This is a genomic window from Mailhella sp. (assembly GCF_057866825.1).
The window spans coordinates 1-11,855 of sequence record NZ_DBMAHT010000060.1 but is presented as its reverse complement, the minus strand read 5'-3'; the positions used below and the strand labels follow the sequence as shown (position 1 = coordinate 11,855).

13 protein-coding genes and 1 rRNA gene are annotated in these 11,855 nt (G+C 59.1%); 11 read left to right on the top strand and 3 right to left on the bottom strand.

All coding sequences use genetic code 11. The features are described 5' to 3' along the window. From rrf to ACZM96_RS06900, 11 genes are all read left to right on the top strand, one after another. A 5S ribosomal RNA gene (gene rrf, locus ACZM96_RS06950) occupies positions 1 to 84 on the top strand; the annotation flags it as partial. A gap of 993 nt (positions 85 to 1,077) precedes the next feature. Continuing rightward, complete coding sequence (gene panC / locus ACZM96_RS06945) at positions 1,078 to 1,923, top strand: pantoate--beta-alanine ligase (protein WP_489488141.1); 846 nt, start codon at positions 1,078 to 1,080, stop codon at positions 1,921 to 1,923. A 15-nt stretch (positions 1,924 to 1,938) separates the two neighbouring features. Beyond that, positions 1,939 to 2,316 carry an aspartate 1-decarboxylase gene (gene panD / locus ACZM96_RS06940; RefSeq protein WP_489488140.1) on the top strand — a complete coding sequence of 126 codons (378 nt, stop codon included), beginning with the start codon at positions 1,939 to 1,941 and terminating at the stop codon, positions 2,314 to 2,316. 79 nt (positions 2,317 to 2,395) lie between these two features. Next, positions 2,396 to 3,364: a bile acid:sodium symporter family protein gene (locus ACZM96_RS06935; protein WP_489488138.1), complete on the top strand. Its 969-nt coding sequence runs from the start codon at positions 2,396 to 2,398 to the stop codon at positions 3,362 to 3,364. Between the two features lie 31 nt (positions 3,365 to 3,395). Then, positions 3,396 to 3,680, top strand: a complete 285-nt coding sequence (locus ACZM96_RS06930; RefSeq protein ID WP_294485593.1) for a YhdT family protein — start codon at positions 3,396 to 3,398, stop codon at positions 3,678 to 3,680. Further along, on the top strand, positions 3,677 to 5,146 hold the full coding sequence (gene panF, locus ACZM96_RS06925; RefSeq protein ID WP_489488136.1) for a sodium/pantothenate symporter: 1,470 nt from the start codon (positions 3,677 to 3,679) through the stop codon (positions 5,144 to 5,146). Before ACZM96_RS06930 ends, panF begins: the two co-directional genes overlap by 4 nt. 230 nt (positions 5,147 to 5,376) lie before the next feature. After that, positions 5,377 to 6,207, top strand: a complete 831-nt coding sequence (locus tag ACZM96_RS06920; RefSeq protein ID WP_489488134.1) for an amidohydrolase family protein — start codon at positions 5,377 to 5,379, stop codon at positions 6,205 to 6,207. A gap of 45 nt (positions 6,208 to 6,252) precedes the next feature. Further along, a complete protein-coding gene (locus tag ACZM96_RS06915) occupies positions 6,253 to 6,705 on the top strand; it encodes a LysR family transcriptional regulator (RefSeq protein ID WP_489488132.1) in 453 nt (150 codons plus the stop codon). Next, positions 6,659 to 7,192, top strand: coding sequence for a LysR substrate-binding domain-containing protein (locus ACZM96_RS06910; RefSeq protein ID WP_489488143.1), 534 nt, complete (start codon positions 6,659 to 6,661; stop codon positions 7,190 to 7,192). Before ACZM96_RS06915 ends, ACZM96_RS06910 begins: the two co-directional genes overlap by 47 nt. Before the next feature lie 2 nt (positions 7,193 to 7,194). Then, a complete protein-coding gene (locus tag ACZM96_RS06905) occupies positions 7,195 to 8,670 on the top strand; it encodes an SLC13 family permease (protein WP_489488131.1) in 1,476 nt (491 codons plus the stop codon). Between the two features lie 66 nt (positions 8,671 to 8,736). Beyond that, the gene (locus tag ACZM96_RS06900) at positions 8,737 to 9,579 is read left to right on the top strand and encodes an amidohydrolase family protein (RefSeq protein ID WP_489488129.1); all 843 of its coding nucleotides are present in this window, start codon (positions 8,737 to 8,739) and stop codon (positions 9,577 to 9,579) included. A gap of 80 nt (positions 9,580 to 9,659) precedes the next feature. Here ACZM96_RS06900 and ACZM96_RS06895 read toward each other — a convergent pair whose 3' ends face one another. The 3 genes from ACZM96_RS06895 to ACZM96_RS06885 all read right to left on the bottom strand — a co-directional run. After that, positions 9,660 to 10,694: a threonine aldolase family protein gene (locus tag ACZM96_RS06895; protein WP_489488127.1), complete on the bottom strand. Its 1,035-nt coding sequence runs from the start codon at positions 10,692 to 10,694 to the stop codon at positions 9,660 to 9,662. 6 nt (positions 10,695 to 10,700) lie between these two features. After that, entirely contained in the window at positions 10,701 to 11,462 is a 762-nt protein-coding gene (locus tag ACZM96_RS06890) for an ABC transporter permease (RefSeq protein WP_489488126.1), read from the bottom strand. Next, positions 11,459 to 11,855 (bottom strand): ATP-binding cassette domain-containing protein (locus tag ACZM96_RS06885; RefSeq protein WP_489488124.1); only part of this gene is annotated, 397 nt, incomplete at its 5' end. The genes ACZM96_RS06885 and ACZM96_RS06890, both read right to left, overlap by 4 nt.

The following is an 11,855-nucleotide window of genomic DNA, read 5'->3' as shown; positions in this document are numbered from 1 at the left end:
ATCCCATTCCGAACTCGGAAGTTAAGCGCTTCATCGCCCATGATACTGCGCACCTTTACGTGGGAAAGTAGGCCGATGCCAAGGTTATCTTTAGAAAGGCTACTGTTCAGGAGCCTTTCGTCGTTTAAAGACCTGCGCTTGCAGAATGCGTTTTGAGGGAAGGAAGATCCGCTCCGGGGGTTCCTTCCCTTTTTTGTTTTCATTCCTTCGGATGGCTGAGGCGGCGGAAGAGGGCGATAAAGAAAATTATCGCGGTGGTTGGCCGCCTGACGGGAGAAATGTTTCAGAGGCTGATCGAGAATCCCCCGCAACATGGGAAGCGACTGAAAAGAAAATTATCGCGGCGGCAGGCAGCGGCAGGGCCGGTTGGCGGAACTTTTCAGAGAAATACCGAGAGCCTCCCTCAACATCCGCAACATTGGGCTTTCCTGTCTGGAAAAATGATGTTTTTTTCTGCTCGCCTCCGGGGGGAGATTTTTCAGGCGGAAGCGTCCGCACAAGGAAAACTCCCGCAGTGGCGGAGCCGGTTGGAGGAAATAAAACAGGGCAGCGTTTTCTCATCTTGTGCAGGCGAGGCATCGCCGGACATGTTTTTTTTATAATGTACTCGTGAAAGGGACAGGAGGCTTCGGCAAGGCAGGAGCGGGTTCAATCCTTCAGCGACATCCGTCAGTTGATCCATAAAAATCTGCGTTTTTCTCAGCCAGAAACTCCATAAACTTGCATCAGGCTTTGAACGCTCTTAAAAAGAGCGCAACAGGACACGGGGAGCGGTCTTTTGTCATGCAAATTTTTTTCCCCTTTGGGAGAATTTCGTGGATGCTCAGAGCATGTTCTGACAGAGACAAAAGTCGATCTGGTTGCCATTATTTGTTTTTTTGACTAACGTCACCTTCCATACCGTTTCCACGACGAGGCCTTGCGTCGTGCGGACGGAAAGAGCTTGCGGTATTTCAGGGCCTGAAGGCTGACGCTTCATGCGTTTTGCAGCGGTTCACATAGCGTCGTCTTTGCCTGTTCACAGCAGCCGACGTCGCGTCGGCCTGCCGTCAATACAAAAGCATATCGGGAGCGGTTATGAACATCGTTTCTTCTGTCGTCGAAGTCAGAGCGCAGGTCAAAGAATGGCGTCGTCTGGGCCTGAGCGTCGGTCTTGTTCCTACCATGGGCTATCTCCATGAAGGACATAAGAGCCTTATCGTTCGGGCGGTTGCGGAAAATGATCGCGTCGTGGTCAGCGATTTCGTCAATCCCACGCAGTTCGGCCCTCATGAGGATCTGGCGAACTATCCCCGCGATATTGATGCGGACAGCCGCCTTTGCGAAGCGGCCGGCGCGCATCTGATTTTTCATCCCCGTCCCGAAGATATGTACGCGTCCGATTTCTGCACCTGGGTCGACATGACCGGACTGACGGACGGCCTGTGCGGCAAAAGTCGTCCCGGCCATTTTCGCGGCGTGTGTACGGTGGTGAGCAAGCTTTTTAATATTGTTGCTCCCGACAGGGCGTATTTCGGACAAAAGGACGCCCAGCAGCTTGCCGTCATTCGTCGCATGGTCCGCGATCTCAACTTTGATGTGGAGATCATCGGCTGCCCCATTGTGCGCGAGGCGGACGGGCTGGCCAGAAGTTCCCGCAACACCTACCTCAATGCGGAAGAGCGGCAGGCGGCCGTCGTGCTGAGCCGCGCCGTGACGCTCGGCAGAACCATGATGGAGCAGGGAGAACGCCGTGCCGAGACGGTGCTTTCCGCCATGCGGAAGATGTTGGAGAGCGAGCCCCTGGCCCGTATCGACTATGTGGAAATGGTGGACGCTTCTTCCATGCAGCCCGTGGCTGAAATCCGGGGGCCGGTGCTTTGCGCCATTGCCGTGTACATCGGCAAAACCCGCCTCATCGACAACGTTGTTTTTGAAGGCTAGAACATGCTGCTGACGATGCTGAAAGGCAAAATTCATCGGGCGGTGGTGACGCAGGCAGAGCTTGATTACGTGGGCAGCATCACCATCGACGAGCAGCTTATGGAGGCGGCAGGCATTCAGGAATACGAAAGGGTGCAGGTCGTCGACGTGAACAACGGACAGCGCCTTGAAACCTATGCCATTGCCGGTGAGCGGAACAGCGGGGTGGTATGTCTGAACGGTGCGGCTGCGCGCTTGGTGCAGCCGGGAGATATGGTCATCATCATGGCCTACGCGCTCATGCAGCCGGAAGAGGTTCGTGCCTTCAGGCCGAAGGTCGTTTTCGTGGATTCGCTCAACAGGGTGGTCCGTGTCGCCGACTATGAAAAGCACGGCAGTCTTGCGAACGTGTAACTGATCTGCCCTAAAGACAAGGCCGGACATTCTGCCGAACATGTCCGGCCTTGTCCTTATCCTTTTATGGAGATGACATATGTTGTTTTTCAGGCGGCTCAGCATGCTGCTGGCCCGACATATAGGCGTCCTCATACTGTTCTGTTCCGCTCTGGCCTGGATGCATCCCCCGCTGTTTGCCTGGACTGTGCCGCACACGTCGCTTTTTCTTGCCGTCATCATGTTCGGCATGGGGCTTTCCATAAGTCCGGAGAATTTTCGGGCCGTGTGGCAGCGCCCCGGAGCTCTGGCGGCGGGCTGTGCGGCGCAGTTTTGCGTGATGCCTCTGCTTGCCTGGGGCCTGGCGGAGCTTTTTTCCCTGGAGCCGGAACTGGCCCTCGGGGTTATTCTTGTGGGCTGTGCGCCGGGCGGAACGGCGAGCAACGTCATCACGTATCTTGCGCGCGGCGACGTGGCGCTTTCGGTGAGCATGACGGTGGTATCCACGCTTCTTGCGCCCGTGCTGACGCCGCTTCTGGTCTATCTGCTTGCAGGGAGCCGGGTGGACGTGTCCTTTCCGGCCATGATGGCCTCGGTTATGAACATTGTTCTGGCTCCCGTGCTGACGGGGCTGTTTTTGCGGAGGGCGGCGTGGGGCCTGGTGCGCCGATGCGTGGATTTTTGTCCACTCGTTTCCGTGAGCGGCATTGTGCTCATTGTGGGCGGCATTGTGGCCGTCAACGCGGACAAGATTGCCGAGAGCGGCCTGCTGGTGCTTTTGCTGGTCTTCCTGCATAATGGAGCAGGGCTTTTGCTCGGACTCGGCATAGCCGCGCTTTTCGGCATGAACTACGCCGGAAGAACGGCCGTGGCCGTGGAAGTGGGCATGCAGAACAGCGGACTGGCCGTGGCGCTGGCAGCGGCGAATTTTTCCGGTTTTCCTCTGGCCACGCTGCCGGGGGCGCTGTTCAGCGCGTGGCAGAATATTTCCGGCGCTCTTTTTGCGGGCTGGAGGCGAAGAGCGGGGAAGGACGACGAATTTCTTTCCGACGCGGCAGACGCGTCATGATTCAGGGAACACTGCGACAGAGGATTGACATATGCGCGGAGCGTTCAGACAGGCCGACCGGGAAGCCTTGATTACGTTTGGTCTTTACATCTTCTTTTTCGTGTGGTGGACGGCCTTTGCCTTCGGCCTCGGCTCGGGCGATCCGGAGGAATACAGTTATGTGTTCGGTCTGCCGGCATGGTTTTTTTACAGCTGCGTGCTGGGGTACCCCGTCATGACGCTGATTTTGTGGATCGTGGTCCGGCGCTTTTTTGCCGACATTCCTCTTGATGAGAACAGGAATGACGAAAACATCGACGAGGAGAAGCGTTCATGAGTATGGCACTTGTTCCTCTTGTCGGCTATCTGGTTCTGACGATTCTTCTGGCCGTGTGGGCGCAGCGGCAGGCCAGAAAGGGCAACGGAAGCGGTTTTATTGAAGAATACTTCATAGGCGGCCGAACCATGGGCGGCTTTGTGCTGGCCATGACCATCATTGCCAGCTACACCAGCGCAAGCAGCTTTGTGGGCGGCCCCGGCGTGGCCTACAAGCTGGGCCTCGGATGGGTGCTGCTGGCCATGATTCAGGTGCCCACCACGTTTCTTACGCTCGGCGTTCTCGGCAAGCGCTTTGCCATGGTCGGGCGCCGCATTCATGCCGTGACCATTACGGATTTTCTTTACGCCAGGTATCGGAGCGACGCGGTGGTCATTCTGTGTTCCGTGGCGGTGCTGATCTTTTTTGCGGCGTCCATGATTGCACAGTTCATCGGCGGGGCCCGCGTGTTTCAGGCGGTGACCGGCTATCCGTATGAAGTGGGTCTGGCGCTGTTCGGCATTACGGTCGTGCTGTACACCACCGTGGGCGGATTCCGGGCCGTGGCCGTGACGGACGCCTTGCAGGGCGTGGTCATGCTGATTGCCTCCGTGGTCATTCTTTTTGCCGTGGTTCGGGCCGGCGGCGGCATGGAACAGTGCATTCAGACGCTGAAAGGCATTGACCCCGGCCTGATTTCTCCTTCCGGCGCGGGCGACAGCATTCCGGCTCCCATGCTCTTTTCCTTCTGGATTCTGGTGGGACTCGGCATTCTCGGCCTGCCGCAGACCACGCAGCGCTGCTTCGGATACAAGGATTCGCGCTCCATGCACGACGCCATGATCATGGGCACGCTCATCATCGGTTTTCTTCTGCTGTTCATGCATCTGTCGGGCGTTCTGGGGCGCGCCGTCATGCCCGGACTTACGTCCGGCGATCTCATCATTCCGTCGCTCATTCTTGATCTTCTGCCGCCGTTCTGGGCGGGCGTGTTTGTGGCCGGTCCGCTTGCGGCCATCATGTCCACGGTGGACACCATGCTGCTTCTGGTTTCCGCGTCCATCATCAAGGATCTCTACATCCGTTATCGGCTCAGGAACGACGCGTCGAAGATATCGGCCTCGAAAATAGGACGCATGAGCTTCTGCTGCACGCTGGCCGTGGGCGTGCTGGTGTTTCTCGCTTCGTTTGATCCGCCGGATCTTCTGGTCTGGATCAATCTGTTTGCTTTCGGCGGCCTGGAAGCCGTGTTTCTCTGGCCCATAGTGCTCGGCATGTACTGGAAAAAGGCCAACGCGTCGGGCGCTCTCTGGTCCATGGTGATCGGGGTGACGGTGTTCGTGCTGCTTTCCGTGTTCAAGGTTCCGCTGGGCGGGGTGCATGCCATCGTGCCGACGTGCGTTGTTTCTCTGCTGGCGTTCTGGCTGGGGAATCTTCGGGGCCGTGCCGTGCCCGACGAGGTGACGCGGCTGTTCTGGGAAGACTGAGTTCCCGGAAATTTTTTCGGATGCCTGGACGGGGGCGTTTTGCAGGAGTGCTGCAAAACGCCCCCGTTGCGTATTAAAGCGTTGCAAATGGCTCTTGCAATGCCGTCTCCGGCTTCTTCCGCAACAAATAATTTTTGTAGCTCGCCTCATCATTGGTAAAAATATTTGTTGGACTTTATTTTACCATATGTGCATTGCTGAGATATTATAATGGTTAATGCGGAGGAAGCATGAGCATAGATTTCAGGGTGAGACCGCCTATTCCAAGTTATAGGACGGCGGAGTTCTACAACAATATTGAAGACGTCACGCAGCGTGCGGCGCGCTTCGGCATGCACATTTCCCCCTGCGCTCGCACCTTTTCCATGGAAGATCTCATAGCGGAAATGGACAGCTGCAACGTGACGCAGGCCGTGGTTCCCATCCGCAAGGGATGCGGGGGAAACAACGAAGATTTGCTGGATCTGTTTGAACGCTGGCCCGGCCGCTTCATCGGCCTTGCGGGCATTGCTCCGCTCATGGGCATGGACGAGGCCATGGCAGAGCTCGACCGGTATGTGATTCACGGCCCCTGCGCGGGCATCGCTCTGGAGCCGGCCTTTGATCCCGAGCACTGGAAGGTGGACGATCCCCGGGTGTTTCCTCTGTATGAGCGCTGCCAGGAAGCAGGCGTGCCCGTGGTGTTCACCTACGGCGGCATTTTTACTCCCGGTCTTGAGTACTATACGCCTCTGGCCCTGGACAAGGTGGCCGGAACCTTTCCCCGCATGCGCATGGCGCTCAGCCACGGCGGTTGGCCGTTTGTGACGGAAGTGTGCGAAATTGCATTCAATCGCGGCAATGTCTATATTGCTCCGGATATGTACATGCTCAATGCCCCCGGCAGCAGCGACTACATTACGGCGGCCAACGGACTGCTTTACGACAGAATGATCTTTGCTTCCGCCGCGCCCATCATTTCCATGGCGGACGCGGAGCGGCACTGTCGTTCCTGCGGCGTGAGGGCGGAGCGGCTTCCGTATCTCATGGAGGAAAATGCCCGTCGTTTTCTCGGGCTGTAGTTCCTTTTCCCGAAGCGCTGGTGTCCGGCAGGAAAAGGAGAGTCCATGAGACTGGAACAGCTTTCTTCGTTTCTTGAGGTTGCCAAGCACAGTTCTCTGGCCAGTGCCAGCAGAAATCTGCACATGACGCAGCAGGCGCTGAGCGCCTCCATCAAAAACATGGAGACGGAACTCGGCGTGACGCTGCTTCGCCGTTCGTCGCGGGGCGTGGCCCTCACGTCGGAGGGGCGGCAGCTTCTGGCCTTTGCAGCGGACGTCATTCCCCGATACCGGGAACTGACCGCCGGATTCACGTCCGCAAGCGGCGACTGCCTTCGCGGCACGCTGCGCGTGTACGTGAACACGGCGTTTTATCTGGCAAGGCTGTTCAGTATTGTGGAGCGCTACTGCGCGCTATCCGCGCGTGCGGGTGGTGACCTCGACGCTCAACGCCGACGGCATCCGCGAACGGATGCTGAGTCCCGCGGAACCGGACACGTACAGCATCGGCATTCTTAATGTACCCGTCACCGCGGAGGGGCGTCCGGATCCGTCGTTTCTTGCCGACGAGCGTCTGACGTTTCACCCCCTGGCCGAGGGCGGGTATCACGCCTGCGTGGGGCAGACGCATCCTCTGGCGCGGCGTCGTTCCGTTTCACTGCGCAGGCTCATTCGGGAACCGATCATAGGCGGGGCGGCCGACGAAATGTGCAATACGCCCCTCTATTCTCTGCTTTCCCGCTACGGCAGGCCCAACATCGTGCTTGCCACGACATCGCTGAATCTTTGGAGTCACTCCATAGCCAACAATGTGGGCATAGGCTTTCTGCACGACATCTTCCTTGACGGCGCCGAACCTTTCCGGACCTACCTTCAGGGAATAACGACCATCGACATCAGAGAAAGCATGACCGCCGTGACGGGCTATCTGCTGAACGGAGAGCCTGGAGAGATTCTCAAATCGTTTATTTCGTTCCTTCCGAGAGGAAACGAAAAGGAGACATGATTGTGCATGCATCTGCAGTGAAATCCAGAGACAACTACTGGATTCATACCGTCATATATTTTCTGCTGACCTTCGGCTTTCGTTATATTCCCTTCGACGGCATTTCGCCGTTCGGCATGTCCATTCTCGGGGTGTTCATCGGCCTGCTGTACGGATGGACGTTCATAGGCTTCATCTGGCCCAGCATGCTGAGCATTTTTTCTCTGGGCCTGTGCGGATTCTTCAAAACCCCTCAGGACGCCTTTGCCAGCGCCTTCAGCAATCATCTGGTCATCTTCATGCTGCTCGTGCTGGTGTTCACGTCGTTCTGCGAAAAAAGCGGCATCAACAGAAAGATGTCGAGCTGGTTTTTGAGCCGCAAATGTCTGGTGGGGCGGCCGTGGACGTTCACGTTCATGGTGCTTGTCGGCTCTTTTGTGGTGAGCTTTCTTGTGGACGGCAACGCCGTGGTCTTTCTCGTGTGGAACCTGCTCTACAGCATTTTTGAGGAAACGGGCTACAAGAAAGGCGAACGCTATCCCGCGTTCCTTTGCGCGGGCGTGGCCATCACCGCCGTGCTTTCCTTCGGCTGCAAGCCCTGGTGCAACGTGTGCATTCTGGCCATCGGCGCGCTGGAATCCTCGTCCAAGGGCGCGCTGACCCTTGACTATCTCACCTTCATGGCCGTGACCATTCCGCTGTGCCTGCTCTTTGTGGTGGCGTATTTTCTGGTGATGAAATATATTTTCCGCCCGGACGTGAGCAAGCTCATGAATCTTTCCGAGGAATATCTGGAAAGCATGCGCCGCGAACTCAAGCTGAACACGCGGGAAAAGGTGGCTGCGGTTGCGCTGGTGGTGTTCATGGCGCTCATGCTCATTCCCAACCTCATGCTGGGCAATGCCGGAGCTCTGGGCATGCTCGGCAAGTTCAACTTTCTTTCGGCCGTGGCGGTGGTGCTCATTGCGCTGTGCGTCATGCGTCTGGAAGGTCGGCCCATTCTGGACTTCGACGTCTGCGCCCGCGACGGCATACACTGGAACGTGTTCTGGATTACGGCGGCGGCCATTCCCGTGTCCGCGGCGGTGAGCAGCGACGCGGCGGGCATCACCGCGTGGCTGGCCTCCGTCATGAGCTCGAGCCTTGAGGGCACGAGCGTGGTGGCCTTCCTGATTCTGTTCTCCCTCATCATCAACGTGGCCACGCAGTTCACGCACAACGTGAGCCTGGTGCTCATCGCCGTGCCCATCGGCTATCAGGTGAGCCAGATGCTCGGCCTGAATCCCGTGGCGCTCACGGTGCTGGTCATCATTGCCGCGGCCTGCGCCTACGCCACGCCTGCGGCGTCCACCTGCGCGGCCATCATGTTCTCCAACGTGGAGTGGATAGGCGTGCGGACGGCCTTCAAGGCCGGATCGTTTGCCGTGCTGGCCGGACTTCTGTTCCTGTTCGTGTTCGGCTTCCCCGTCATCGGCATGGTGTACGGTTTCAGCATGTAGCGTGAACGCCGGAAGCGGCCGGTTTTGACGGCTTCCGGCAACGACAAACGACGCAGAGGTGTGACCATGAAAATATTCGACATGCGCATTCGTCCGCCCTTCCGCAGCATCTGCGAAGGGATGTTCAACAATCCCGGCCGGGAGCTTTTCGAGCCGGAATCCTTTGCCCGGCGCTTCGGCATGACCATAGGCGAATCGGCGAGGCAGAAGTCCATGAATCTTTTCATCAGGGAGATGGACGAGGCCGGCATAGTCGCCGGCGCGGTGCTGATACGCAAATCCACGGGCATGGATAATGCCGATCTTGAAGAGCTGAACCGGCTCTGGCCGGGGCGCTTTGTCGGCGTGGCGGGCATTGATCCGCACGACGCCGGAGCGCTTGACGAAATCGACCGTTTTGTGCTGCACGGCTCGGCCCGGGCCGTGCTGGTGGAGCCGGGCTTCTGCCGTCCGGCGCTCCGGGCGGACGACAGGGCCGTGTATCCCATCTACGAAAAGTGCCAGGCGGCGAACATTCCCGTGTTCATTTCGTTCGGCGGATTCGTGGCCCCGGATCTCAGCTACACCGATCCCATGATCATCGAACGTGTGGCGCTGGACTTCCCCAAACTGAAGCTGGTCATTGCCCACGGCGGCTGGCCCAACGTCGGCGGCATCTGCCATGTGGCCTTTGAGCGCGAGGGCGTGTATCTGGCCCCGGATCTCTACACCATGAACGTGCCGGGCAACCGGGAGTATCTGGATGCGGCCAACTACCTTATTCCGGAAAAGTTTCTGTACGGTTCGGCGTATCCGTGCGTGGATGTGCGGCAGGCCGTGGAATACTATAAGCACTGGGGGCTGCGCCCGGAAGTGATGGAAGGCGTCATGTACGGCAATGCCGCGCGTCTTCTTGGTTTGGACGACTAGCGTTTTCGTTTCGGACGGCAAAAAGGGCCGGATGTTCTATGAAGAACATCCGGCCCTTTTTGCGCGTGCTGCGCGGAGGCTCAGAGCGCGCGGATGTCGCTGATGAGCGCCTCGACGGCCTCTTCGGACGTGGCCCAGCTCGTGCAGAAGCGCACGGCGCTGTGCGCTTCGTCCATGTGCTGCCAGAAGCCGAAGGAATATTTGTCGGCAAGGCGTTTGAGATCGGCGTCGGGCACTATGGGAAACTGCTGATTGGTGAAGGAATCGTAGAGCAGCGGCCAGCCCTTTTCCGTGAAGGCCTGCCGCAGGCGCATGGCCAGCTTGTCGGCGCGCTCGGCAATGCGGAAGTACAGATCGTCCCGGAACAGGGCGGCGAACTGGATGCCGAGCAGCCTGCCCTTGGCGAGCATGGCTCCGCGCTGCTTCATGAGGTAGCGGAAATCCTTTTTCAGGGCGGGGGAGGCGATGACCACGGCTTCGCCGAAGAGCGCGCCCACCTTGGTGCCGCCTATGCTGAAAACGTCGCACAGGCGGGCGTAGTCGGCGAGCGTCAGGTCGCTTGCCTGGGACATGAGGCCGTAGCCCATGCGCGCGCCGTCCACGAACAGGGGCAGGCAGAGTTCGCGGCAGGCGCGGCTGATCTCTTCCAGTTCGGCTTTGGAGTACAGCGTGCCGGATTCCGTGGGCGAGGAGAGGTACACCATGCCCGGCTGCACCATGTGTTCGTGGGAGTCGTCGGCAAAGTGCCGGGCGCAGGCTTCGCGAATCTGTCGGGCGCTTATTTTGCCGTCCTTTGCGGGCAGCGCCAGCACCTTGTGGCCGGTGGCCTCCACGGCGCCGGTTTCATGCACGTTGATGTGGCCGTTGTCGGCACAGAGCACGCCCTGCCAGGGACGGAGCGCGGATTCGATGACGATGAAGTTCGTCTGCGTGCCGCCGACCAGAAACTGCACGTCGGTCCCGGGCGCGGCGCAGGCGGCGCGAATGAGGTCCCGCGCTTCGTCGCAGTAGTGGTCTTCGCCGTAGCCGGGCGTCTGTTCGAGATTGGTTTTGGCAAGAAGTTCCAGAATGCGCGGATGCGCGCCTTCTTCATAATCCGATTCAAAACGAAGCATGGGGTGTCATCTCCTGTTTTCCAGTCGCTTCCAGCGGCAGAGCACCCTTTCGGCGACGTGGCAGATTTCATAGACGGCAAGGCCGAGCAGGCTCATGGACAGAATGCCGCAGAACATTTCGAGCTGATCGCCGCGGCCCCAGGCGTCCATGATGAGAAAGCCGAGACCGCGCTGCGTGGCGAAGGATTCGGCCATGAAGAGCACGGCCACGGCGGTGCCGCTGCTGACCTTGAGGGCCGTCATGGCGCTGGGCAGGGCGGCGGGCACGAGCACGTGGCGCACCAGCTGCGCCGCGGTGCCGCCGAGGGTTCGGAAGGCGTCGAGATAGCGGGCGTCGAGCTGGCGGATGCCGTCTCGCGTGACCACGAGAATCTGATAGCCGGTGGTCAGGGTGATGATGAGAATTTTGGAAAGCTCTCCCAGGCCGAACAGCGTGAGGAACACGGGCAGCAGCACGATTTTGGGCAGGGGATAGGTAAGGAAGACCATGGGCGAAACATAGCGGTCGATGCGTCTGCGGTAGCCGAGCAGAATGCCCAGCGGAAAGGCGATGAGAAAGGCCAGCGCCATGGCAGCGGCCACGCGGAACGCGCTGCTTCGGATGTGCTCCTGCATGACGGAATCGCCGAGAGACTGCATCCAGGCGTCGAGCACGTCGAGCGGCGCGGGCAGAAGATACGGGCCGAGCGCCCACGCGCCTGCCTGCCAGAGCAGAAGCAGGGCGAAAAAGGCCACGACGTAGCGGAAGAGAATGTCGAGAATCTTCATGACTGCGCCGCCTCCGCGCTGCGGGAGTCCGGATCTTCCAGCACCTCATGAACGCTTCGGATGAGGGAAAAGTAGGTATCGCTGTTCCGGCAGGAGGCGTCGCCGAAACAGGGATTTTCCAGCCACAGCTTTTTTGTGGCCGGGCGACCGCCGAGCACCATGATGTAGCGGCCGAGAAAGACGGCTTCCGCCACGTTGTGGGTGACCAGCATGAAGCTCATGCGCCGGCGCTGCCAGACGTGCAGAAGCAGATTTTGCAGATGCTCGCGGGTGATGGCGTCGAGCGCGGCAAAGGGTTCGTCCATGAGCAGAAGGTCGGGGCGGGAGACGAGGGCGCGGCCGATGGCCACGCGCTGGCGCTGGCCGCCGGAAAGCTGCACCGGAAAGCGCTGC

Excerpts from the sequence above, each read along its gene's own strand:
- panC (WP_489488141.1), top strand. The coding sequence starts at position 1,078 with ATGAACATCGTTTCTTCTGTCGTCGAAGTCAGAGCGCAGGTCAAAGAA.
- panD (WP_489488140.1), top strand. The coding sequence starts at position 1,939 with ATGCTGAAAGGCAAAATTCATCGGGCGGTGGTGACGCAGGCAGAGCTT.
- ACZM96_RS06935 (WP_489488138.1), top strand. The coding sequence starts at position 2,396 with ATGTTGTTTTTCAGGCGGCTCAGCATGCTGCTGGCCCGACATATAGGC.
- ACZM96_RS06930 (WP_294485593.1), top strand. The coding sequence starts at position 3,396 with ATGCGCGGAGCGTTCAGACAGGCCGACCGGGAAGCCTTGATTACGTTT.
- panF (WP_489488136.1), top strand. The coding sequence starts at position 3,677 with ATGAGTATGGCACTTGTTCCTCTTGTCGGCTATCTGGTTCTGACGATT.
- ACZM96_RS06920 (WP_489488134.1), top strand. The coding sequence starts at position 5,377 with ATGAGCATAGATTTCAGGGTGAGACCGCCTATTCCAAGTTATAGGACG.
- ACZM96_RS06915 (WP_489488132.1), top strand. The coding sequence starts at position 6,253 with ATGAGACTGGAACAGCTTTCTTCGTTTCTTGAGGTTGCCAAGCACAGT.
- ACZM96_RS06910 (WP_489488143.1), top strand. The coding sequence starts at position 6,659 with ATGCTGAGTCCCGCGGAACCGGACACGTACAGCATCGGCATTCTTAAT.
- ACZM96_RS06900 (WP_489488129.1), top strand. The coding sequence starts at position 8,737 with ATGAAAATATTCGACATGCGCATTCGTCCGCCCTTCCGCAGCATCTGC.
- ACZM96_RS06895 (WP_489488127.1), bottom strand. The coding sequence starts at position 10,694 with ATGCTTCGTTTTGAATCGGATTATGAAGAAGGCGCGCATCCGCGCATT.
- ACZM96_RS06890 (WP_489488126.1), bottom strand. The coding sequence starts at position 11,462 with ATGAAGATTCTCGACATTCTCTTCCGCTACGTCGTGGCCTTTTTCGCC.